The organism is Bradyrhizobium sp. CCGE-LA001 (genome assembly GCF_000296215.2).
In the GTDB taxonomy this organism is placed as follows: Bacteria; Pseudomonadota; Alphaproteobacteria; order Rhizobiales; family Xanthobacteraceae; genus Bradyrhizobium.
Window position 1 is genome coordinate 5,162,154 of record NZ_CP013949.1, and the last position, 22,571, is coordinate 5,184,724.

A 22,571-nucleotide genomic window follows, 5' to 3' on the forward strand; every position below is an offset into this window, starting at 1 on the left:
CGACATCGTCGCGTGCATTAGCGAAGGTAATCCACCCGACGCAGCCTAACCCCGTCTTGCCGCTTCCAGCGCCTGCGGCGTGTCGATGTCGAGGAAGGCGCTCTCGCCATCGACGGGCACTTCGGCCACCGCTTCAGTGTGCTTGGCGATCAGATGACGTGCGCCGACGTCGCCGTCGAGCGTCATCAATTCCTTGAAGAAGCGGCGCGACCACAGCACGGGATTGCCGCGACGGCCTTCGCTGACGGGCACGACAATGAGATTGCCGCGGTCGGGCGCAAAACTGTCGATGAGACGGTCGATCAGGCCGGCATCGATCAGCGGCATGTCTCCGAGGCACACCACGGCGCCGTCGCAAGACTCGGGCGCAGCGGCGATACCGGCCTTGACCGAACTCGCGATGCCTCCGGCGAAATCCGGATTGCGGACGAATTTGACCTTCAGGCCTTGCAGCGCCTGCTCGACCAGCTCGGCCTGATGTCCCGTGACGACGATCACCTCCGATGCCTTGGAGGCGAGCGCCTGCTCGGTCGCGATCCGCACCAGCTTCTTGCCGTCGAACTCGGCGAGCAGCTTGTTCGGCCCACCCATGCGGGTGGAGCGGCCGGCCGCCAGCACGATAGCGGCGACCTGGCTGTTGCCCTCGGTCTCCGGCTTGGCGCGCGGCTGCGGGCGCGTGACGATCTCCATCAGCAGGCCGCCGACGCCCATGCCCATCAGTTCGGACCGCGTCACCTCGATGCCGGCGAGCAGCCGCATCAAGACCCAGTCGAACCCGTTCTCGACCGGCGAGCGCGCACAGCCCGGCGCGCCCAGCACCGGCACATTGCCGGCGCGGGCGATCAGAAGCAGATTGCCGGGATCGACCGGCATGCCGAAATGCTCGATCTCGCCGCCAATGAAGGTGACGGCCGCCGGAATCACGTCGCGGCGGTCGGCGATCGCGGAAGCGCCGAAGACGATCACGAGCTCCGCACCGAGTGTGAGCAGCTCCTTGATCGCGGCCGATAGCGCCTGCTCCTCATGCGGGACGCGCCGCTCGGCAATGATGCCGGCGCCGGCGGGCGCGAGCCGCTCGGCGGTGACCCGCAGCGTCTTGTCGATCACCTTGGATGACAGGCCCGGCAGCAATGTCGAGACCACGCCGACACGCTTGATGACGTAAGGGGCGACCTTCAGCACGTCCTTGCCGGCGGCCTTCACCGCGTCATCTCGCAAGCTTCCTTCGACGCCGAACGGGATGATCTTGACGGTGCCGACCATCTCGCCCTCGACCACCGGCTTGTAGGCCGAAAGCGTGGCAAAGGTGATGGCCTCGTCGATATTGTTGATGCGGTCGACCGCGGCGCGGTCGATCACCAGCACGCCAGCGCGCGCGGCGAACAGATTGGCGCGGCCGGTGAAGGCGCGCTCGACATGGATGCCGTCGCCGCCGATTGCGAGCGCGATGCTGGCGGCCGCAACGTCCTCGGAGACGTCGCCCTCCTCCATCCGCACCACGACGATGTCCTTGATGCCGGCACGCTCCAGCGCCTCGACCTCGGCAGGACCGATCGTCGTGCCTTTTTTCAGCACCAGCGGTCCCTGACGCAGGGTGTGAACGGTCACCCCGCCAATCGCATCCTTGGGGCTCGCCGGTCCGAACTTCATGCCGCTTCTTCTTTTTCCTTCGGCGGCAGCCGAAGCACCGCCGTGATCTCGGCCATGATTGCCACCGCGATCTCGGACGGCGAAACCGCGCCGATCGCAAGTCCGATCGGCGCATGGATGCGCGCGATGTCGCTTTCCTTGGCGCCTTGCGCCCGCAGCCGGTCGCCGCGCTTGGCATGCGTCTTCCGCGAGCCGAGCGCGCCGATGTAGAAGCAGTTGCGCTCGAAGGCATGCAGCAACGCGGGATCGTCGATCTTCGGATCGTGCGTCACCGCGACGAAGGCGGTGTAGGCATCGACATTGAGCGGCGGCAGCGCAGTATCGGGCCACTCCGCGATCAGCGGAATGTCGGGAAAGCGCTCGGGGCTGGCAAAGGCCGTGCGGGGATCGACCACGGTAACGTCATAGCCAAGCGAGCGCGCCAGCGGCGCCAGGGCCTGGCTGATATGGACCGCGCCGATGATGACGAGTTTTGCGGTCGGCGCATAGACGTTGAGGAACAGCTTCTTGCCGCCGGCCTCGACATTGGCGCTCTTGCCCATGCGCAGCTGCTTTTCCAGCTCGGCGCGCAGCGGATCCTTGGCAAAATCCGTGGCCTTCACTAGGCGCTGCTCGCCGCTATCGGTGTCCGTCACCAAGATCACGGGCCGGCGCGCGGCGCGCTCGGAATTGAGTTCGTGCAGGATCGCGAGCTTCACGGCTAACCGACCTTCTCGACGAAGACGCGGATGGTGCCGCCGCAGGACAGGCCGACATTCCAGGCGGTCTCGTCGGCGACGCCGAACTCCAGCATCTTGGGCTTGCCGCTCTCGATCACGTCCATGGCCTCGGTGACCACGGCGCCTTCGACGCAGCCGCCGGAGACGGACCCCAGGAACGTGCCCTCGTCGTTGATGACGAGGCTCGAGCCCGCCGGGCGCGGGGCCGAGCCCCAGGTCTCCACCACCGTCGCCAGCGCGACGCCACGGCCGGCCTTCTGCCAGTCTTCCGCCGCCTTCAGGATATCCTCGTCGCGATCGAGCATGGTGTGCCTCTCAAGCTGCGGAGCGGATCAGGCTGCGGTGATGCGGCGGCAGCGGCCGGGAGAGCGTTGTGATCAGCTCCTGGATCGAACTCAAATTATGTACCGGGCGGAATTCGTCAACGTGCGGCAGCATCATTTTGATGCCCTGGGCCTTGGCCTCGAAGCCGCCGAACCGGAGCAGCGGGTTCAGCCAGATCAGCCGCCGGCAGGATCGGTGCAGCCGGTCCATCTCGAAGGCCAGTTTGGAATCGGCCTCGCGCTCCAGCCCGTCGGAGATCAGGAGCACGATGGCGCCCTGGCTCAGCACGCGCCGCGCCCACAATTTGTTGAAGTTGTGCAGCGAGGCCGAGATCCGCGTGCCGCCGGCCCAATCCTCCACCGCCGCCGAGCAGCTCGCGAGCGCTTCGTCGGGGTCGCGCTGGCGCAAAGCGCGCGTGACGTTGGTGAGGCGGGTGCCGAACAGGAACACCGAGACGCGCTTGCGAGCATCGGTGATGGCATGCAGGAAATGCAGGAACAGGCGGGTGTACTCGCTCATCGAGCCCGAGATATCGAGCAGCGCTACGATCGGCGCCGGCTTCTCGATCCGCCCGAGGCGGTGGATGTCGATGATGTCGCCGCCGGTGCGCAAGGAGGCACGCAGCGTCCGGCGCAGGTCGAGCCGAAGACCGTGCGGATCGGGCCGGCGCCGCCGCGTCAGCAGCTCCGCCTGCGGCAGGTGCATCTTCTCGACGGCGCGCAAGGCTTCCGCGATCTCCGCCGCGCTCATCTGTGCAAAATCCTTCTTCTGGAGGATCTCCTTGTCGGAGACCGACAGGCGCAGATCCTGCTCCTGGTGCTGCGGAGTCTCCGTCATGCGCGGCTGCGACATCGCCTCCTGAACACGGCGGGAGCCTGCCTGCGGCTTCTTCCTCGCCTGCTCCGGCAGCGGTACCGAATCCAGCATGTGCTTCCACTCCTCCGAGGCGCGGAAGAACAGGTTGAAAGCCTGCTTGAAGATCAGCGCATGCTCGTGGCGCTTGACGAAGATCGCCTCCAACGTGGTGAAAACGTCGCCGCGGCTGCCGATGTCGATCACCTGCAGCGCGCTCATGGCATCGATGACGGCCCCCGGGCCCACCGGCATTCCCGCCGCCCGCAGCGCGCGGGCAAAGCCGACGATGTTGTCGGCGAACTGCTCGGTTTGCTCGGGGGCAAGGTGGTTGATGGCCATGGTGTGTCGCCCTTGCCGTCATTCCGGAGCCGCGAAGCGTGAACCCGGAATCTCGAGGTTCCGGGTTCGATGCTCCGCATCGCCCCGGAACGACCAAACTAATTCTCGCTCGTCGCGTCCTTCAGCACCTTCTGCAAGGTGTCGCCCTGCATCCGCGTGATGTCGTCCTGGTATTTGAGCAGCGCGCCCAGGGTGTCGCCGACCACTTGCGGGGTCAGCGAGCGGGCGTCCAGCTCTGACAATGCGGTGGCCCAATCGATGGTCTCGGCGACACCTGGCGACTTGTAGAAGTCCTGGTTGCGCAGCGCTTGGACGAAGCGCACGACCTGCTGCGACAGCTTCGCGGAAATGCCGGGCACGCGCGTCTTGACGATCGCGAGCTCGCGCTCTGCGGCGGGATAGTCGACCCAGTGATAGAGACAGCGCCGCTTCAGCGCGTCGTGGATCTCGCGGGTGCGGTTGGAGGTGATGATGACGATCGGCGGGCTCGGCGCCTTCACCGTGCCAAATTCGGGGATGGTCACCTGGAAGTCGCTGAGGATCTCGAGCAGGTAAGCCTCGAATGCTTCGTCGGCGCGGTCCAGTTCGTCGATCAAGAGCACCGGCGGGCCGGCGACGTCGGGCTCCAGCGCCTGCAGCAGCGGCCGCTTGATCATGTAGCGATCGGCGAAGATGTCGCTCGAGAGCTGGTCGCGATCGGTGTCGCCGGCAGCTTCCGCCATCCGGATCGCGATCATCTGCGCGGCGCTGTTCCACTCATAGACCGCGGAGGAGACATCGAGGCCTTCGTAGCACTGGAGGCGGATCAGCTTCCGCCCCAGCGCCGCCGAGAGCACCTTGGCGATCTCGGTCTTGCCGACGCCGGCTTCGCCTTCCAGGAACAGCGGCCGGCCCATGCGCAGCGACAGATAGGTCACCGTCGCCAGCGACCGCTCGGCGAGATAGCCGCGCGACGTCAGCAGTTCGAGCATCGCATCGACCGATGCCGGCAAAGCACCGGAAGAATTGGCCGCTGAAGTCATGAAATAGCCAGTCTCGCTACGCCCTCACTGGGGACAGATCTGGGCCGAGGAATGAGGTCAGCTCATTCCTTGGCATTGGCGGCGTCGACGGCGCGGCGCGTCAGCACGCCAATGAGATGCGCGCGGTACTCGGCGCTGCCGTGGATGTCGCTGTTGAGGCCTTCCGCCGGCACCGTGATGCCGTCGAGCGCCTTGGCCGAGAAGCGCTTCTTCAGGGCCTCCTCGAACGCGGCCACGCGGAACACGCCTTCGGAGCCCGCACCGGTGACGGCGACCCGCACGTCCGACGGACGCCGCGCCACGAACACGCCGACCAGCGCGTAGCGCGAGGCCTGGTTGCGGAATTTGATGTAAGCCGCCTTCTTCGGCAGCGGGAACATGATCTTGGTGATGATCTCGTCGGCTTCGAGCGCGGTGGAGAACAGGCCCTGGAAAAATTCTTCCGCCTTGAGGCGGCGCTTGTTCGTCACGATGGTGGCGCCCAACGCGAGCACGGCAGCCGGATAGTCCGCGGTCGGATCGTTGTTGGCGAGCGAACCGCCGATCGTGCCCTTGTGACGCACCGCGGGATCGCCGATCTGGCTCGCGAGATTCGCCAGCGCCGGGATCGCTTCACCGACGACGGCGGAGCTCGCGACCTCGGCGTGCCTGGCGGTGGCGCCGATCACCAGCGAGCGGCCCTTCATCTCGATCGCGTTGAGCCCCTCGATGTGAGAGAGGTCGACGAGGTGCGGCGGGCTGGCGAGGCGCTGCTTCATGACGGGAATCAGCGTGTGGCCGCCGGCGATGACCTTGGCGTCCTCGTTCTTCACCAGCAGATTGGCCGCCTGCCGCACGGTGCCGGGACGATGATATTTGAATTCGTACATGGGGTGTCCTGATCGCGGAATGCGTGCGCGGTTTACGCAAGGTCGGATTTCGCCATCGCCTTGGCGCCGGCGGAGATCGAAGAGACGATGTTCTGGTAGCCGGTGCAGCGGCAGAGATTGCCTTCCAGCTCTTCACGGATGGTGTGATCGTCAAGCTCATGACCCTTACGATGCACGATATCGATCGCAGTCATGATCATGCCGGGCGTGCAGAAGCCGCACTGAAGGCCATGATGCTCGCGGAATGCCTCCTGCATCGGATGCAGCGGCGCACCGTCCGCGGCCAATCCCTCGATCGTCTTGACCTCGTGGCCGTCGGCCATCACCGCCAGCGTGGTGCAGGACTTCACGGCCTTGCCGTCGAGATGCACGACGCAGGCGCCGCACTGCGAGGTGTCGCAGCCGACATGCGTGCCGGTCAGCCGCAGATTCTCGCGCAGGAACTGCACCAGGAGGGTGCGGGGATCGACGTTGGCCGTGACTGGATTGCCGTTCACGATGAGGGAGATTTTTGCCATAAGCACTCTCTATCAGCGCCCCAACGGGTCCCGTCGAAGCGGTTCTTATAGTTATTCCAACCCATCATATGGGCCAATATGCCCGGGGGCAACATCACCCCGGGCGCAAGCCGCCATGCCGAAAGCCGATAGCCTTCAGCCCTGTACCGCCTTGGCGAAGTTCGCAAAAAATTCGTCGGCCAGCTTTTTGGCCGCACCGTTGATGAGGCGCTGACCGAGCTGCGCCAACTTGCCGCCGATCTGTGCCTCGACATCGTAGGAGAGCAGCGTGCCGCCGTCCTTCTCCGCGAGCCTGACGGCCGCCCCACCCTTGGCGAAGCCGGCCACCCCGCCCTCGCCTTCACCGGAGATCTTGTAGCCGTTGGGCGGGTCGAGATCGGACAGCGTGACCTTGCCCTTGAAGCGCGCGGACACGGGGCCGACCTTCATTTTGGCCGTCGCGCGAAAGCCGCCGTCGTCGGTCTTCTCCAGCTCCTCGCAGCCGGGAATGCAGGCCTTCAAAACTTCGGGATCGTTGAGCTTGTCCCACACGGCCTCGCGCGGCGCCGCAAGTTGGACTTCGCCGTTCATCGTCATGGCCATGGGTGCCTCCCGGATCGCATAACTATAATGCTGTTCAAGTAACGCACGGAGGCCATAAAGGAAAGGGCGCCCGCCGGTCACGTGCAATGCATATTCGCAACTGCAAAAAGCTTGCGTCAATGGTTTGGGATTGGCACAGGCCGGGCGTGGTGGTTAGGTCCCGCACGACATGAGTACATCCCTCTCCCCTCTGCTTGCCCCGATGCTGTCGAGCGCGGCCATGCGCGCGGCCTGCGACGATCGTTCGACCCTGCAGAACATGCTCGATTTCGAGGCAGCTCTGGCCCGGGCCGAGGCCGCCACGGGCGTGATTCCGGCATCCGCGGTGGGGGCGATCGCGTCCGCCTGCAAGGCTGATGCCTTTGACATGGCCGCTCTGGCCGAGGCCGCAACGCGATCAGGCAATCTCGCGATTCCGCTGGTCAAGGCGCTGACTGCCAATGTCGGCAAGGCCGACGCGGAGGCCGCGCGCTTCGTGCACTGGGGCGCGACCAGCCAGGACGTCATCGACACCGCGACGATGCTCACGCTGCGCGCCGGCATCGGGGTGCTGGATGCCGACCTCAGCCGCGCCATCAAGGGCTTTGCGGCACTGGCGCGCACCCATCGTACCACCGCGATGGTGGCGCGGACCTGGCTCCAGCACGCACTGCCGATGCCGTTCGGCCTGAAGGCTGCCGAATACGCTGCAAGCCTCGCCCGCGCCCGTTGCCGTCTCAGGCGGCTCGCCCGCGAGGGCCTTGCGCTACAATTCGGCGGCGCCGCCGGCACGCTCGCCGCACTCGGTGACAAGGGGCTCGTGGTCGCCGAGCGGCTGGCGCATGAGCTGAACCTGCCACTGCCCGAAGCGCCCTGGCATACCCATCGCGATCGCATCGCGGAGGCCGCTTCCAGCTTCGCCATCCTCGCCGGCAGCTGCGGCAAGATCGCGCGCGACGTGTTGCTGCTGATGCAGACCGACGTCGCCGAAGCGTTCGAGCCCGCCGGTGAAGGCCGCGGCGGCTCCTCGACCATGCCGCACAAGCGCAACCCGGTCGCCGCCGCCAGCGCATTGGGCGCTGCCACCATGGCCCCGCAGCTCGCCGCCACGATTTTGGCCGCGCAGGTACAGGATCACGAGCGCAGTGCCGGTCCGTGGCACGCGGAATGGCCGACGCTGCCGCAGTTGATGCTGGTCACCTCGGGGGCGCTGGCCGCCATCGTCGACATTGCAGAAGGCCTCGAAATCGATGCCGCGCGGATGCGCAGCAATCTCGATGCGACGCACGGGTTGATCATGGCTGAAGCGGTGACCTTTGCGCTGGCCGAGACAATCGGCAAGAGCGATGCACATCATCTGATCGAGGCCGCCAGCAAGCGCGCCGTCGCCGAGAAGAAGCATCTGCGCGAGGTGCTGTCGGCCGATTCGCTCGTCACCGCGCATCTGCCGCGGGAAAAAATTGCGGCATTGTTCGAGCCGATGGCCTATCAAGGGGCTTCCCAGGCCCTAATCGACCGGCTGCTCGACAGTCTCGACCGTGAATAAGAACTGCACATACGACGGAGACGCTGCATGCCCATGATCGATGCCGACGGATGCCTGCTCAACGTCTCCGTCGAGGGCCGCGACGGCGGGCCGACCTTGATGCTTTCCAACTCGCTCGGCTGCACGCTTCAGATGTGGGAGCCGCAGATGAAGGCGCTGGCGCAGGTGTTCCGCGTCATCCGCTACGACCGACGAGGTCACGGCAAGTCGAGCGTCCCGGCCGGTCCCTACACCATGGAGCGCTTTGGCCGCGACGTGCTCGCGATCCTCGACGACCTCAACATCGAGAAGGTGCATTGGTGCGGCCTGTCGATGGGCGGCATGGTCGGGCAATGGCTGGGCGCGAACGCGCCGGAGCGCTTCGGCAAGCTCATCCTCGCCAACACCTCCTGCTATTATGCCGAACCGACCAAATGGCTGGAGCGCATCGATGCCGTGAAGAAGGGCGGCATCGCGGCGGTCGCCGATGCCGTGATCGCCGGCTGGCTGACGGCGGATTTCCGCGAGCGCGAGCCTGAGATCACCGCGAAGATGAAGTCGATGCTGCTGGCCTCCCCTGTCGAGGGTTATCTCGCCTGCTGCGAGGCGCTGTCGACGCTGGACCAGCGCGCGCTGCTTGCCAAGATCAAGAGCCCGACGCTGGTGATCGCCGGCCGCCACGACATGGCGACGCCGATCTCGGCGGGCGAACTGATCCGCGCGAACATTCCCGGCGCCAGCATGACCATCATCGACGCCGCCCACATTTCCAACGTCGAACAGCCGCATGCATTCACGGATGCGGTGGTCGGATTCTTGACGCAGCGCTAGTCACACAAGACCGTCATTGCGAGGAGCGTAGCGACGAAGCAATCCAGAAATCCCTCCGCGGAGACACTCTGGATTGCTTCGCTGCGCTCGCAATGACGGAGAGGAGGAAAGACAATGGACGACCAGAAGCGCCGCGATGCCGGTATGAATGTGCGCCGAAAGGTGCTGGGCACTGCCTGGGTCGACAAGTCGATCGCGAACCGCAACGCCTTCAACACCGACTTCCAGGACATGATCACCCGTTACGCCTGGGGCGAGATCTGGACTCGGCCGCATTTCGACGAGCGCACGCGGCGGGTGCTGGTGATCGGCACCATGGTTGCGCTCGGGCAATGGGACGAATTCCGCCTGCATGTACGCGCAGCGCTCGCCGAGGGCGGCTTCACGGCCGAGGATATCAAGGAGATCCTGCTGCAGCAGGCGATCTATTGCGGCGTGCCGGCGGTCAACCACGCCGTCAAGGAGGCCTCAACGATTGTGCAGGAGCTCGGCCTGCTCAAGACCTAGGGGAGCGGCGCTCTCGACAGTCTTTGGCGCTGCCTCCGGCTTCTCGATCACGAGCACGATGGCAGCACCGAGCAGCAGCAGGAACTCGGTGGCGTGCAGCCGGAGCGCGGCCATCTCACCGACCTTCGAGGCCATCACCATGCTGACAAACGAGAGCAGGCTGCCGATCGCCAGCGCAATGCCCAGCGCCTCGTCGCTGCCGCCATTCTTCCGTGTCCGAGGGATGCAGAGCAGCACGAGATAGATCGCTAAGAACGCCACCACCGTCAGCCGTCCGAGCGCCAGCAGCCAAGCGGCGCGCACCGTGTCCATCCCCGCCATCTGGAGATGGTCGCTCAGGAACAGCGCCACCGCGACGCTCGGCCGCTCGTAGAGGCCGTGCACCGGTGCCACGATGATGTTGAAGGCGACGAGGGTCCAGACCGGAATGAAGTAGGCCGCCAGCAGCGCGCCGTTGACCGAATCGATTCGCCAATTCCTGAACATGCCGCTTCCCGCCTGATTGGCCGACCGCCTTCAGCGGAAGGCGGCCTCGGGGGAGCTAACTCGCATCAGACTGCGGCGGCAATTTAAACCCTTTGTTTACCTTAACTGCCCGAGTGGACCGTCCCCAACAGGAAAAGGCCCCGCCTTTCGGCGGGGCCTTTCGTCACACTGGGTTCCCAAACTCGCTATTCCTGATCGCGCTGGCCACCCTGCTGCTGGCCGGGACGATCGCCCTGGCGCATCGGGTCCTGCTGCTGCTGTCCGGGTTTCTGGCCGCCACCCTGCTGCTGCGGATTACGCTGGCCGGGGTTCTGACTCTGCTGGCCCGGATTCTGGTTCTGCTGCTTCGTCATTCGGGGAAACTCCCTTGTTGGACGTCAGAAGAAAGATAACGGCCGGCCTCCAGATTGGTTGCGCCGGAACCCGGTTCCTTCCCTTGCTGGAACTCAAGCGCGAAATGATCTCTGTACAAGCCTTTGTGCCGAGGCTTGGCCAGTTGCGGCCGCCAGTTCCCTCCTGTTACAAAACCGGAAGAGCGCTCAAGGGCTGCCGGGGCCCAAGAACTCTTTCTCAAGAGCTCCCTTTGAGCCGCGTCAGGTGTGGTAACGGCAGCCATGGATTATTTCGCCCAGCAGCTCATCAACGGCCTCGTGCTCGGCTCCATCTACGGCCTGATCGCAATCGGCTACACGATGGTCTACGGCATCGTCGGCATGATCAACTTCGCTCATGGCGACGTCTTCATGATCGGCGGCTTCATCGCCCTCATCACCTTCCTGATCCTGATCTCGTTCGGCCTGACAGCAATCCCCCTGATCCTGCTGATCGTGCTCCTGGTCTCGATGGCGATCACCGCGCTCTATGGCTGGACCATCGAGCGCATCGCCTACCGGCCGCTGCGCCATTCCTTCCGCCTCGCCCCGATGCTGTCGGCGATCGGCATGTCCTTTGTGCTGACCAATTACTCCCAGGTCGCGCAGGGCGCCCGTGTCAAGCCGATCCCGCCCTTCATCACCGGCGGTTACACCCTGCACGAGAGCCCGGACGGCTTCGTGATTCAGCTCTCCAATATTCAGATCATGGTGGTCATCACCACAATCGTGCTGCTGGCGCTCTTCACCTGGCTGGTGTCGAGCACCCGCCTCGGGCGCGACATGCGCGCCTGCGAGCAGGACCAGACGATGGCGGCGCTGCTCGGCGTCGACGTCGACCGCACCATCTCTATGACCTTCGTGATCGGGGCCGCGCTCGCCGCGGTCGCCGGCCTGATGTACCTGCTCTACTATGGCCTGGTCGATTTCTTCATGGGCTTCGTCGCCGGCATCAAGGCCTTCACCGCAGCGGTGCTCGGCGGCATCGGCTCGCTGCCGGGCGCCATGCTCGGCGGGCTGGCGATCGGCCTGATCGAGACGTTCTGGTCGGCCTATTTCTCAGTCGAGTACAAGGACGTCGCGGCGTTCTCGATCCTGATCGTCGTACTGATCTTCATGCCGACCGGCCTTCTCGGTCGCCCCGAAGTCGAAAAAGTCTGACGGACCGCCGCGTGACAGCTTCCTCGACCAAGACGGTCAAATCCACAACGGGCATCGCCTCCCTCCTGAAGACGGCCGTCATCAACGCGCTGATCGCGCTGGTGCTGTTCTCGCTGATGGTCGGCGTTCGCACCGAGGCGGGCTCGTCCGGCCAGCTCACCTATTGGACGCGCTTCGGGGAGCTTGCGTCCCTCGTCGCGATCGTGTTCGGCGGCTCGATCGTGATCGAACTGCTCAGACAATGGATCGGCCCGACCGGCACCGAGAGACTGGTGCCGTCGGCGGTGCAGAGCGGCGTGTCATTCATCGGCCGCTACCTCGCGCCGGCGCTGCTGATCTTCACCCTGCTGGTGCCTGTGATCTTCTATAACCAGCGCTACATCCTCGACCTCGCGATCCTCGTGCTCACCTACGTCATGCTGGGCTGGGGATTGAACGTCGTGGTCGGCCTCGCCGGCCTGCTCGACCTCGGCTATGTCGCGTTCTACGCCGTCGGCGCCTATTCCTACGGGCTGCTCGCCACCAATTTCGGCTGGTCGTTCTGGATTTGCCTGCCGCTCGCCGGCATCCTCGCTGCGTTCTGGGGCGTGCTGCTCGGCTTTCCCGTGCTGCGCCTGCGCGGCGATTACCTTGCCATCGTGACGCTGGCCTTCGGCGAGATCATCCGCCTCGTCATCATCAACTGGCAGGAGCTCACGGGCGGGCCCAACGGCGTCAGCGGCATTCCGCGCCCGTCCTTCTTCGGCATCCCGCTCGACAGGAGCGATGAGGGGCTCGCCTTCAGGCTCGGCATCGAGTATTCGGCGACCCACCGCATCATCTTCCTGTTCTACCTGATCCTGGCGCTCGCGCTGCTCACCAACTGGGTGACGATCCGTCTGCGCCGCCTGCCGATCGGCCGGGCCTGGGAAGCCCTGCGCGAGGACGAGGTGGCCTGCCGGGCGCTCGGCATCAACACCACGACCACCAAGCTCACGGCGTTCGCGACGGGCGCCATGTTCGGCGGCTTCGCCGGCGCGTTCTTTGCGACGCGCCAGGGCTTCATCAGCCCGGAATCGTTCACCTTCCAGGAATCGGCCCTGGTCCTCGCCATCGTCGTGCTCGGCGGCATGGGCTCGCAGCTCGGCGTCGCCCTCGCGGCTCTCGCCCTGATCGGCGGCTTCGAGCTGTTCCGCGGTCTCGAGAACTACCGCATGCTGGTGTTCGGCATGTCGATGGTCCTGATCATGATCTGGCGACCGCGCGGCCTGATCGGCCATCGCGCCCCGACTGTGTACCTAACCAAGGCAAAGGCGATCTCCTCCGAGCTCGTCAAGGAAGGGCACGGATGAGCGGCGGCAAGGCGAACGACAAGATTCTTGGCGTCGACCGGCTCACCATGCGCTTCGGCGGCATCGTCGCCGTGCAGGACCTGTCCTTCGCAGCCGAGCGCAAGAAGATCACCGCGCTGATCGGGCCGAACGGCGCCGGCAAGACCACGGTCTTCAACTGCATCACCGGCTTCTACAAGCCGAGCGGCGGCAGCATCAGCCTGACCCACGACGACGGCGGGGTGATCGCGCTGGATCGGCTCAACGACTTTCGCATCGCCAAGCAGGCCAAGGTCGCGCGCACGTTCCAGAACATCCGTCTGTTTCCCGGAATGACCGCGCTGGAAAACCTAATGGTGGCGCAGCACAACGTACTTATGCGCGCTTCGGGCTTCACCCTCCTCGGCCTCCTCGGCGTCCCAGCCTATCGCGACGCCGAAAAGCGCGCCATCGATCTCGCCACCGACTGGCTCAAGCGGGTCAATCTGCTCGAGCGCGCCGACGATGCCGCCGGCAATTTCGCCTATGGCGACCAGCGCCGGCTCGAAATCGCACGCGCCATGTGCACCGAGCCCGCGCTGCTGTGCCTGGACGAGCCTGCCGCCGGTCTCAATGCCCGCGAGAGCGCGGCCCTGAGCGAGCTGTTGCTGTCGATCCGCGACGAGCTCGGCACCTCGATCCTGCTGATCGAGCACGACATGTCCGTGGTCATGGAGATTTCCGACCACATCGTGGTGATGGACCACGGCGTCAAGATCGCGGAAGGCACGCCGCGCGAGGTCCGCGACGATCCCAAGGTGATCGCCGCCTATCTCGGCGCCGACGAGGACGAGGCCGTGGCCGTGATGGAGAGCGGGTCGTGACGTCGCCCCTGCTCGCGATCCGCGGTCTTCGCGCCGCCTACGGCAAGATCGAGGCGCTGAAAGGCGTCGACGTCGAGATCAACGCTGGCGAGATCGTCGCGCTGATCGGCGCCAATGGCGCCGGCAAATCGACCCTGATGATGACGATTTTCGGCAAGCCGCGCGCCCGCGCCGGCCACATCGTTTACGAAGGCCGCGACATCACCGACGTCCCCACCCACGAGATCGCGCATTTGCGCATTGCGCAATCGCCGGAAGGCCGCCGCATCTTCCCGCGCATGAGCGTGGCGGAAAACCTCCAGATGGGGGCGGACGCCACCGGATGCACGGAGGCCGAACGCGAGGCGACGCTGCAGCGCGTGTTCACGCTGTTTCCGCGGCTGAAGGAACGCTACGCCCAGCGCGGCGGGACCCTGTCCGGCGGCGAGCAGCAGATGCTGGCGATCGGTCGCGCGCTGATGAGCCGTCCCCGGCTGCTCCTGCTCGACGAGCCCTCTCTCGGCCTCGCGCCGCTGATCGCGCGCCAGATTTTCGATGCAATCCGCACCCTGAATCGGCAAGACGGCCTCACCGTCCTGATCGTGGAGCAGAACGCCAACCACGCACTCAAGCTCGCCCATCGCGGTTATGTCATGGTCAATGGCCTGATCACGCTGGCCGGGACCGGGGCGGAGTTGTTGCAGCGCCCAGAGATTCGCGCCGCCTACTTGGAAGGCGGCCGGCACGGCTGAGGCCCGCCAAGGGCCACCAAGTCGAATGACGTGCGGCCGAATGTGGCGAGATATCTCCGCCGCTGCCCGTATTTTGCCGGTGACTTCTCGGCGATTTCATTCAAGAATGGCGCCGGTTTGGACCGGGCGTGCCCCGGCAACTTCCACAGGCGACCACCCGCGAGGTATCTCATGAAATCACTGAAGCTCATCGGTCTGGCATTCGGCGCATCGCTCGCGCTGTCGAGCGCGGCATTCGCGCAGGATGTCACCGTCGCAGTCGCAGGCCCGATGACCGGCGGCGAGTCCGCCTTCGGCCGCCAGATGAAGAACGGCGCCGAGATGGCCGTGACCGACATCAACGCCGCCGGCGGTGTCAATGGCAAGAAGCTGGCGCTCTCCGTCGAGGACGACGCCTGCGATCCGAAGCAGGCGCGCTCGATTGCCGAGAAGATCGCCGGCGCGAAAATCCCGTTCGTGGCCGGGCACTATTGCTCGTCGTCGTCGATCCCCGCCTCCGAAGCCTATGCCGACGGCAACGTGCTCCAGATCACGCCGGCCTCGACCAATCCGCTGTTCACCGAGCGCAAGCTCTGGAACGTGGCCCGCGTCTGCGGCCGTGACGACCAGCAGGGCCTGATCGCGGCGCAGTACATTGCCAAGAACTACAAGGGCAAGAACATCGCGATCCTCAACGACAAGACCACCTACGGCAAGGGTCTTGCCGACGAGACCAAGAAGGCGCTCAACAAGGCCGGCATCACCGAGAAGATGTATGAGTCCTACAACAAGGGCGACAAGGACTTCAACGCGATCGTCTCGCGCCTGAAGCGTGACAACATCGACCTCGTCTATGTCGGCGGCTATCATCAGGAAAGCGGCCTGATCCTGCGTCAGATGCGCGACCAGGGCCTCAAGACCGTGCTGATGGCCGGCGACGCGCTCGCCGACAAGGAGTACGCCTCCATCACCGGTCCGGCGGGCGAAGGCACGCTGTTTACCTTCGGTCCCGATCCGCGCAACAAGCCGACGGCGAAGAAGATCGTCGAGGCCTTTAAGGCCAAGGGCATCGATCCCGAGGGCTACACGCTCTACACCTACGCGGCGATGCAGGTCTGGTCGCAGGCCGCGAAGAAGGCCGGCACCACCGACGCCAAGAAGGTCATGGAGGCGGTGAAGGCCGGCAAGTGGGACACCGTGATCGGCCCGATCGAGTATGACGCCAAGGGCGACATCAAGCAGATCGACTACGTCGTCTACAAGTGGGACGCGAAGGGCGGTTACGCCGAGATCAGCGGCAACGGCACCTAGCCGTTGGCTTTGACCTCGATCTCTCAATCATCATCACGCCCCGGCTTGCCCCGGGGCGTTTTGTCTTGCGACAGGATCAGACGGTTTCGGGCAGCTCGCCGCCCGCCGCGGCCTGGGCCTTCCGCAGGGCTTGCAAGAGATCGTTCGGCCGAAACGGCTTTTGCAAACAGGCCACATTGGCGAGGTGTGGCGATTGCTCCATGAAATCGAGCGCCGTCATCCCGGAGACCGCGATGACGGGAAGCGCCGGCGCCCGTTCGCGCAGACCCGCGATGACATCGACGCCGCTGGTGTCGCCGAGGAAGATGTCGACGATCGCCGCGTCAAAGGAACCTTCCGCAAAGGCTTTCAGCCCGGCTGCACCACTCTCGGCCTCCACGGCTTCGAACCGATTGACCCGGAGCACCATGGCGATCATCGCGCGGACGTCCGTCTGGTCGTCGATGATGAGAACGCGAGGCATTGGGAACAACTCCCGGTATCCAGATCAGAATCCTCCGACTCAAGCCTGGAACTCGAAACGGCGGAGGGGCATTATGACACCACCCCGTCAAGCCCTCCTTACCCGATCCCTATTCCGTGCTCCTACCGAGATTAAGTAAGCTGTAACCGTCGGTTGAGTCGTAACCGGTTCCGTTCACAAACCGCGCCTAGAACCCGCTACCATAAGCCCACAACTAGCGGAACGAGACGAGCTGAGATGCTCAAGAGCCTGTCCAAAAGCTTGCCAAAAATCCCGCCCAAGATCGACCTGCAAGAGGTGGACGTGCCGGCGACGATCGATCGAAGCACATTTCTTTCGACCCTGCCGGCCACCTCGACCGACCGTGCCGCGGCCCTGACGATCGTCGGCATCTCGTCGATTCTGTTCGCGATGGCCGCACCCTTCGCCGGTATCGCACTACTGCCAGTTCCCGCCTTCGTCGCGAGCTATCAATCGGCCCTTGCCGTGAGCGACATCGTCACGGCAGTGCTGCTGTTGTCGCAATTTGCGGTCTTGCGGACCCGCGCGCTGCTGTGGCTCGCGACCGGCTATCTTTTCACCGCTGCGGCCGCCGTGCTCCACGCCCTCACCTTCCCCGGGCTGTTCACACCGACCGGCCTGTTTGGCGCGGGCCGCCAGACGACGGTCTGGCTCTACATGATCTGGCACGCGGGCTTTCCGCTGTGCGTGGTGGGTTATGCCTGGCTGAAGGAGAAGGATGGGGGCGCCCGCGTTCGGATGACCGCCAACAGCGCGATCTATGCCAGCGTGCTCGGCGTCGTCGCCGCGATTGCGGTGTTCGGCTGGATGGTCACTGCAGGGCACGATCTGCTTCCGGTCCTGCTGCGCGACGGCCACTACACCCCGACCATGATCGGCGTCGTGTCCTTCGTGTGGTCGCTGAGCTTTGCTGCGCTCGTCTCACTCTGGTTCCGCAAGCCGCATTCGGTGATCGACATCTGGCTCATGGTGGTCATGTGCGCCTGGCTGTTCGACATCGCGCTGTCGGCGATCATCAACGTCGCACGCTTCGACCTCGGTTTCTATGCCGGCCGGCTTTACGGCCTCGCCGCGGCGACCTTCGTGCTTGCGGTGCTTCTCATCGAGAATGTCCGCCTGCAGGCGCACACGGTGGGCCTTGTCGGCCGGCTCCGGCAGCAATCGGCTTCGGAACGCGACTATTTCGGCAAGCGCCTCGCGCTGTACGGGGCGGTAGTCGAATCCTCCAACGATGCCATCATCACGAAGACGCTCGACGGTATCATCACCGGCTGGAACAAGGCCGCCGAGCAGTTGTTCGGCTATTCCGCCGCTGAAGCCGTCGGCCAGCCGATCGATATTATCGTGCCGCCGGACCGCAAGGGCGAAGTCAGGAGCATCCTCAACCGGATCGCCAGCAACGAGTCGATCGCCCAGCACGAAACGATCCGCATTCGAAAAGACGGACGTCCGCTCGACGTGGTGCTGAATATTTCCCCCCTGCGCACGGATCAGGGCGAGGTCATCGGCGCTTCCAAGATCGCCCATGACATCACCGAGGAAAAGCAGGCGCGCGAGAAGCTGCGCCGCGAGACCGAAGAACGCCAACGCATCTTCGAGACGTCGCAAGATCTGATCCTGGTCACCGATGGCTACGGCAATTTTATCCAGGTCAGCCCGAGCGTGGAGAACATCCTTGGTTACAGTCCCGAGGACATGGTCGGGCACAGCGCGACCGAGTTCATTCATCCCGACGACCTCGAGAAGACGCGGAGCGAGATGCGGGCTGCCCGCCGCGGCGCGGTCAAGCGCAGTTTCGAGGCGCGCTACTACCACTACGACGGTCACGAGGTTACGCTGAACTGGATGGGCACCTGGTCGGAGCCGGTGAAGCGCCATTTCTTCATCGGACGCGACCTCACCGACAAGCAGGCTGCCGAGGCGCAGCTCCGGCAGGTCCAGAAGATGGATTCGATCGGCCAATTGACCGGAGGCGTCGCCCACGACTTCAACAACGTGCTGACCGTGATCACGGGCACGATCGGCATTCTCAGCGACGCCGTCGCCGACCGGCCAGAGCTTGCCGCCATCACCAAGCTGATTGACGATGCCGCCGAGCGCGGCGCGCAGCTGACCAAGCACCTGCTCGCCTTTGCGCGCAAGCAGCCGCTCCAGCCGCGCGAGATCGACGTCAACGCGCTGGCGCTCGAAGCCGCCAAGCTGCTGCATCCGACGCTGGGCGAGCAGATCACGATCATGCCTCAGCTCACCGAGGACGCTTGGCCGACGCTGGTCGATCCGGGCCAGCTCTCTACTGCGATCCTCAATCTCGCGCTGAATGCGCGCGACGCCATGCCCGACGGCGGCACCCTGGTGCTGGAGACCCGCAACATCTTCCTCGACGACGGCTACGCCAGCATGAATCCCGACATGGTCGCGGGCAACTACGTGATGATCGCGGTCAGCGACACCGGCAGCGGAATCCCGCCGGACCTGATCGATCGGGTCTTCGATCCGTTCTTCACCACCAAGGAGGTCGGTAAGGGCACTGGCCTCGGCTTGAGCATGGTGTTCGGCTTCGTCAAGCAGTCGGGGGGCCACGTCAAGATCTACAGCGAGGTCGGCCACGGCACGAGCGTGAAGATCTACCTGCCGCGCTCGACCGGGGTGCTGGAGACCGAGTACGAGGCGCTCCAAAATGCGCCCATCACCGGCGGCAACGAGAAGATTCTGATCGTCGAGGATGACGCTTTGGTGCGGCAATATGTTGTGACTCAGGTCAAGAGTCTCGGCTATACCGCGCTCGAGGCCGCCAACGGCGCGGAGGCCCTCACCATCCTCGACAGTGACAAGACCATCGACCTGCTCTTCACCGACATCATCATGCCGGGCAACATGAACGGCCGGCAGCTTGCCGACGAAGCGGCCCGGCGCCGCCCCGACCTCAAGACGTTGTTCACCTCGGGCTACACCGAGAATGCCATCGTCCATCACGGCCGGCTTGATTCCGGCGTGTTGCTGCTGGCCAAGCCCTATCGCAAATCCGAGCTCGCCAAGATGCTCAGGACGGCGCTCGCCAGTTGAGCCTGCGGCACCTCTGCGCTATCGCAGAGGTGAACTCTTTCAGATCGCGAGGCCGGCTTGAAGAATCTCCTCACCGACATCGCCGGCGTCCGTGTCGGCCATGCCGAAGATGCGAAGGTCGCATCGGGCACGACCGCGATCATCTTCGACGCCCCTGCGGTCGCCGCGATCGACGTGCGCGGCGGAGGCCCGGGCACGCGCGAAGACGCACTGCTCGATCTCGCCAACACCGTCGAGCGCGTCGACGCGATCGCGCTGTCGGGCGGCTCTGCCTTCGGCCTCGATACCGGCGGCGGCGTGCAGGCTTGGCTGGCCGAGCAGGGCCGCGGCCACCGGGTGCGCGAAGCCCTGATTCCGATCGTGCCGGGCGCGATTCTGTTCGACCTCCTCAACGGCGGCGACAAGGCCTGGGGACGCTTCTCGCCCTATCGCGACCTCGGCTACGCGGCGGCAGCCGCTGCCAGCTCGGACTTTGCGCTCGGCAGCGTCGGTGCCGGCTTAGGGGCCACCACCGCGACGTTCAAGGGCGGGCTCGGCTCGGCCTCGGCTGTGACACCAAGCGGCGTCAAAGTCGCGGCGATCGTCGCCGTCAACGCGGTGGGCAGCGTCACCGTCGGCAACGGACCGTGGTTCTGGGCCGCACCGTTCGAGGTGGACGGCGAATTCGGCGGACGCGGGCTGCCGGACAAGTTCACGGACGACATGCTCCGCATGCGCATCAAGGGCGGTCCCGCGGTGAACGCCCGCGAAAACACCACCATCGGCGCCGTCGTCACCGACGCGGTGCTGACCAAGCCCCAGGCCAAGCGGCTGGCGATGATCGCGCATACCGGCTTCGCCCGCGCGATCTATCCGGTGCATGCGCCGACTGACGGCGACGTGCTGTTCGCCGCCGCGACCTGCGACAAACCGATCGAGCCGCTGGCCGGCCTGACCGAACTCGGTACGGTCGCAGCCAATGTGGTCGCGCGCGCGATCGCCCGCGGCGTTTACGGCGCGACCGCCCTGCCGTTCCCCGGTGCGCAGCCGGCGTGGCAGGACCGGTTCGGATCGCAACGAAACGCCTGACAAGGCGTTATCCCGGCGGGGCCAAGGTGCACCGTCATGCCGTCGTCAGTGATCCGCTTCTTTCGCTATGCGCCCGACACGCGCGAGCTGAAGGTGACCTTCGTCAGCGGGCGCCTGTATGTCTACGAGGACGTGCCGGCCGAGGTCGCGGCCGCGTTCAGGGATGCGTTCTCGAAGGGCTCATTCTTCAACCGCGAAATCCGCGACCGTTATGCCTATCGGGACATCACGCGCGAATACGCGGGCTAGCCTGGAGTCCCGCTCACACACTCATCGACATCGATGAAGCCGCCGATCCCGCCGCGGACTGCGCCTGGCGCTGCATCATCTGTCCGAACCAGTCATAAGGTGAATTGCCGCCACCATTGGCATTTGAAGAGCTGGAGGCGCCCGGCACCGTCGTCGACATCTTGAAGCCGTCGGCATAGGTGACGGTGGTGGTGGTCGAGCCGTCCGCATTGGTCGTCGTCGTCGAGGTCGATCCGCCGCTCGCCTTCGAGCCTGATCCGCCGCCCGAGGCGTCACCCGAGCCGTCAGCGCCCTGCGCATGATGCCCATGACGGCCGCCCGTCAGTGCCTTCGTCATTTCGTCGAGGTTGATGCTGTCGTCGGAGTTGGCATCCATCTTCGAGAACACGTCGTCGGCCTGCGCCAGATTGGTGCCGCCGGCACCGAGCGCCTCCTCGAACTCGGACTTGGTGATCTTGCCGTCGCCGTCCGCATCGATTTGCGAGAACAGATCCTTCAGCGCAGCCTCCCGGCCCTTCGACGTCGAGGACGCCGAGCCCGATGAGGTCGAGCTGCTCGCACCGTCGGCCGACTGGCTCTGCGCCGCGAACAGCGCGTTCATCGTCTCCGGCGAGATCTGCGGATACCGGCTCGAATTGACCGACGAGGTCGCGCCGCTGGTCGTGCTGCTGCCGCTGTCAATCGCAAACGGATTGGCCGCGCCTTGGGACGATCCCGTCTTCTGCGTCGAGGAGGACGATTTCGAGTTCGTCAGCGACTGGATCGCGTCGAGCGCACTCGATACCGCGCCAAGGGCGAACAACATTGCACAACTCCAACTGACGCGGCATGCCGCGGCCAATGTTCCGAAGTTGACGTCAGCAAGCGTCGTGCCAGCGAAAAAAGCTCAATGAAATCCGCCTTCGCTGCACTTGGAACGCCCCGCAAACACCGGCAATTCGTGCCGGTCGCGGCAGAAATTTCCGCCCACAGGAAGCCGCCGCCCCCTGCATTGCCCGCCGAAGAAGCCCATGTTAGGCGAGGCCATTCCTCTTGCGGCCGCCACCGGACAACGTGCCATGACCCAAGCCTTCGCTCCTCGTCCCCTCGCCATCGCGCCCTCGATTCTGGCGTCGGATTTCTCCAGGCTCGGCGAGGAGGTGCGCGCGGTGGATGCCGCCGGCGCCGACTGGATCCATCTCGACGTGATGGACGGGCACTTCGTTCCGAACATCTCCTACGGTCCCGACGTCATCAAGGCGATGCGCCCGCATACGAAGAAGATCTTCGACGCACATCTGATGATCTCACCCTGCGACCCCTATCTCGAGGCCTTCGCGAAGGCCGGCTGCGACCACATCACCGTGCATGCGGAAGCGGGTCCCCATCTGCACCGTTCGCTCCAGGCCATCCGCGCGCTCGGCAAGAAGGCCGGCGTCTCGCTCAATCCGGCAACGCCGATCAGCACGCTCGAATACGTGCTCGACCTCCTCGACCTCGTGCTGGTGATGTCGGTCAATCCAGGCTTCGGCGGCCAGGCCTTCATCCCCTCTGCGATCGGCAAGATCCGTGACATCCGCGCGATGATTGCCGGACGCCCGATCGACATCGAGGTCGATGGCGGTGTCGGTCCCGACGTTGCCGGCGCGCTCGCGGCGGCCGGCGCCAACGCCTTCGTCGCCGGCACGTCCGTGTTCAGGGGCGGCACGCAGGAGGCCTACAAGACCAACATCGCGGCAATCCGCAACGCTGCCGCGGGCGCGCGCGGCGAGGCTATCTGACCGCCGTTCGCGGTC

Annotated in this window: 24 protein-coding genes; 12 read left to right on the plus strand and 12 right to left on the minus strand. The window is 65.1% G+C overall.

The genetic code is table 11. The features are described from left to right. Positions 1 to 45: 45 nt before the first annotated feature. The 8 genes from BCCGELA001_RS24140 to BCCGELA001_RS24175 all read right to left on the minus strand — a co-directional run bounded on the left by BCCGELA001_RS24140 (position 46) and on the right by BCCGELA001_RS24175 (position 6,878). A complete protein-coding gene (locus BCCGELA001_RS24140; protein ID WP_060736485.1) occupies positions 46 to 1,650 on the minus strand; it encodes an NTP transferase domain-containing protein in 1,605 nt (534 codons plus the stop codon). Next, positions 1,647 to 2,348, minus strand: coding sequence for an XdhC family protein (locus BCCGELA001_RS24145; protein WP_060736486.1), 702 nt, complete (start codon positions 2,346 to 2,348; stop codon positions 1,647 to 1,649). The genes BCCGELA001_RS24140 and BCCGELA001_RS24145 overlap by 4 nt, the downstream gene beginning before the upstream one ends. A 2-nt stretch (positions 2,349 to 2,350) precedes the next feature. Beyond that, positions 2,351 to 2,674: an XdhC family protein gene (locus BCCGELA001_RS24150; protein ID WP_008564652.1), complete on the minus strand. Its 324-nt coding sequence runs from the start codon at positions 2,672 to 2,674 to the stop codon at positions 2,351 to 2,353. 10 nt (positions 2,675 to 2,684) lie between these two features. Then, a complete protein-coding gene (locus BCCGELA001_RS24155; RefSeq protein ID WP_008564653.1) occupies positions 2,685 to 3,887 on the minus strand; it encodes a vWA domain-containing protein in 1,203 nt (400 codons plus the stop codon). 98 nt (positions 3,888 to 3,985) lie between these two features. Next, entirely contained in the window at positions 3,986 to 4,909 is a 924-nt protein-coding gene (locus BCCGELA001_RS24160) for an AAA family ATPase (protein WP_060736487.1), read from the minus strand. 62 nt (positions 4,910 to 4,971) lie between these two features. Beyond that, complete coding sequence (locus BCCGELA001_RS24165) at positions 4,972 to 5,778, minus strand: FAD binding domain-containing protein (RefSeq protein WP_008566216.1); 807 nt, start codon at positions 5,776 to 5,778, stop codon at positions 4,972 to 4,974. A 32-nt stretch (positions 5,779 to 5,810) separates the two neighbouring features. Then, positions 5,811 to 6,296, minus strand: a complete 486-nt coding sequence (locus BCCGELA001_RS24170) for a (2Fe-2S)-binding protein (protein WP_060736488.1) — start codon at positions 6,294 to 6,296, stop codon at positions 5,811 to 5,813. 135 nt (positions 6,297 to 6,431) lie between these two features. Further along, positions 6,432 to 6,878 carry a CoxG family protein gene (locus tag BCCGELA001_RS24175; RefSeq protein WP_008564659.1) on the minus strand — a complete coding sequence of 149 codons (447 nt, stop codon included), beginning with the start codon at positions 6,876 to 6,878 and terminating at the stop codon, positions 6,432 to 6,434. Positions 6,879 to 7,047: 169 nt separating this feature from the next. Here BCCGELA001_RS24175 and BCCGELA001_RS24180 point away from each other — a divergent pair, with 169 nt between their 5' ends. The 3 genes from BCCGELA001_RS24180 (at position 7,048) to BCCGELA001_RS24190 (ending at position 9,720) form a co-directional block, all read left to right on the plus strand. Beyond that, positions 7,048 to 8,403: a 3-carboxy-cis,cis-muconate cycloisomerase gene (locus BCCGELA001_RS24180; protein WP_060736489.1), complete on the plus strand. Its 1,356-nt coding sequence runs from the start codon at positions 7,048 to 7,050 to the stop codon at positions 8,401 to 8,403. Positions 8,404 to 8,430: 27 nt separating this feature from the next. Continuing rightward, positions 8,431 to 9,213 carry a 3-oxoadipate enol-lactonase gene (pcaD, locus tag BCCGELA001_RS24185; protein WP_008564671.1) on the plus strand — a complete coding sequence of 261 codons (783 nt, stop codon included), beginning with the start codon at positions 8,431 to 8,433 and terminating at the stop codon, positions 9,211 to 9,213. 114 nt (positions 9,214 to 9,327) lie between these two features. Beyond that, a complete protein-coding gene (locus BCCGELA001_RS24190; RefSeq protein WP_008564673.1) occupies positions 9,328 to 9,720 on the plus strand; it encodes a carboxymuconolactone decarboxylase family protein in 393 nt (130 codons plus the stop codon). Here BCCGELA001_RS24190 and BCCGELA001_RS24195 read toward each other — a convergent pair. Both BCCGELA001_RS24195 and BCCGELA001_RS38475 read right to left on the minus strand, forming a co-directional pair. After that, positions 9,682 to 10,206: a hypothetical protein gene (locus BCCGELA001_RS24195; RefSeq protein WP_060736490.1), complete on the minus strand. Its 525-nt coding sequence runs from the start codon at positions 10,204 to 10,206 to the stop codon at positions 9,682 to 9,684. The two genes, BCCGELA001_RS24190 and BCCGELA001_RS24195, sit on opposite strands and share 39 nt — an antisense overlap. A gap of 185 nt (positions 10,207 to 10,391) precedes the next feature. After that, a complete protein-coding gene (locus BCCGELA001_RS38475; RefSeq protein ID WP_193409736.1) occupies positions 10,392 to 10,559 on the minus strand; it encodes a hypothetical protein in 168 nt (55 codons plus the stop codon). Positions 10,560 to 10,820: 261 nt separating this feature from the next. On the opposite strand from BCCGELA001_RS38475, the gene BCCGELA001_RS24205 reads away from it, so the two are divergent. The 5 genes from BCCGELA001_RS24205 (at position 10,821) to BCCGELA001_RS24225 (ending at position 15,932) form a co-directional block, all read left to right on the plus strand. Then, the gene (locus BCCGELA001_RS24205) at positions 10,821 to 11,738 is read left to right on the plus strand and encodes an ABC transporter permease subunit (protein WP_008564687.1); all 918 of its coding nucleotides are present in this window, start codon (positions 10,821 to 10,823) and stop codon (positions 11,736 to 11,738) included. Positions 11,739 to 11,749: 11 nt separating this feature from the next. After that, positions 11,750 to 13,069, plus strand: coding sequence for a high-affinity branched-chain amino acid ABC transporter permease LivM (gene livM / locus BCCGELA001_RS24210; protein ID WP_060736491.1), 1,320 nt, complete (start codon positions 11,750 to 11,752; stop codon positions 13,067 to 13,069). Next, positions 13,066 to 13,911: an ABC transporter ATP-binding protein gene (locus tag BCCGELA001_RS24215; RefSeq protein ID WP_008564699.1), complete on the plus strand. Its 846-nt coding sequence runs from the start codon at positions 13,066 to 13,068 to the stop codon at positions 13,909 to 13,911. Before livM ends, BCCGELA001_RS24215 begins: the two co-directional genes overlap by 4 nt. Continuing rightward, positions 13,908 to 14,642 (plus strand): ABC transporter ATP-binding protein, encoded by a 735-nt coding sequence (locus tag BCCGELA001_RS24220; protein ID WP_060736492.1) that lies wholly within the window; start codon positions 13,908 to 13,910, stop codon positions 14,640 to 14,642. The genes BCCGELA001_RS24215 and BCCGELA001_RS24220 overlap by 4 nt, the downstream gene beginning before the upstream one ends. Before the next feature lie 171 nt (positions 14,643 to 14,813). Beyond that, positions 14,814 to 15,932: a branched-chain amino acid ABC transporter substrate-binding protein gene (locus BCCGELA001_RS24225; RefSeq protein WP_008564711.1), complete on the plus strand. Its 1,119-nt coding sequence runs from the start codon at positions 14,814 to 14,816 to the stop codon at positions 15,930 to 15,932. Between the two features lie 76 nt (positions 15,933 to 16,008). Here BCCGELA001_RS24225 and BCCGELA001_RS24230 read toward each other — a convergent pair whose 3' ends face one another. Continuing rightward, positions 16,009 to 16,395 carry a response regulator gene (locus tag BCCGELA001_RS24230; protein ID WP_008564714.1) on the minus strand — a complete coding sequence of 129 codons (387 nt, stop codon included), beginning with the start codon at positions 16,393 to 16,395 and terminating at the stop codon, positions 16,009 to 16,011. Positions 16,396 to 16,632: 237 nt separating this feature from the next. Here BCCGELA001_RS24230 and BCCGELA001_RS24235 point away from each other — a divergent pair, with 237 nt between their 5' ends. From BCCGELA001_RS24235 to BCCGELA001_RS24245, 3 genes are read left to right on the plus strand one after another with little or no spacing between them, the layout of a single operon-like run. Further along, a complete protein-coding gene (locus tag BCCGELA001_RS24235) occupies positions 16,633 to 19,479 on the plus strand; it encodes a PAS domain S-box protein (RefSeq protein ID WP_008564716.1) in 2,847 nt (948 codons plus the stop codon). 57 nt (positions 19,480 to 19,536) lie between these two features. Then, on the plus strand, positions 19,537 to 20,547 hold the full coding sequence (locus BCCGELA001_RS24240; protein ID WP_008564718.1) for a P1 family peptidase: 1,011 nt from the start codon (positions 19,537 to 19,539) through the stop codon (positions 20,545 to 20,547). A gap of 36 nt (positions 20,548 to 20,583) precedes the next feature. Then, positions 20,584 to 20,796 carry a KTSC domain-containing protein gene (locus tag BCCGELA001_RS24245; RefSeq protein WP_008564720.1) on the plus strand — a complete coding sequence of 71 codons (213 nt, stop codon included), beginning with the start codon at positions 20,584 to 20,586 and terminating at the stop codon, positions 20,794 to 20,796. Between the two features lie 13 nt (positions 20,797 to 20,809). On the opposite strand, the gene BCCGELA001_RS24250 is transcribed toward BCCGELA001_RS24245, so the two are convergent. Next, entirely contained in the window at positions 20,810 to 21,601 is a 792-nt protein-coding gene (locus tag BCCGELA001_RS24250; RefSeq protein WP_008564722.1) for an EF-hand domain-containing protein, read from the minus strand. 253 nt (positions 21,602 to 21,854) lie between these two features. Between BCCGELA001_RS24250 and rpe the strand changes: the two genes are divergently transcribed. Next, complete coding sequence (rpe, locus tag BCCGELA001_RS24255; protein ID WP_060736493.1) at positions 21,855 to 22,556, plus strand: ribulose-phosphate 3-epimerase; 702 nt, start codon at positions 21,855 to 21,857, stop codon at positions 22,554 to 22,556. Positions 22,557 to 22,571 lie beyond the last annotated feature (15 nt).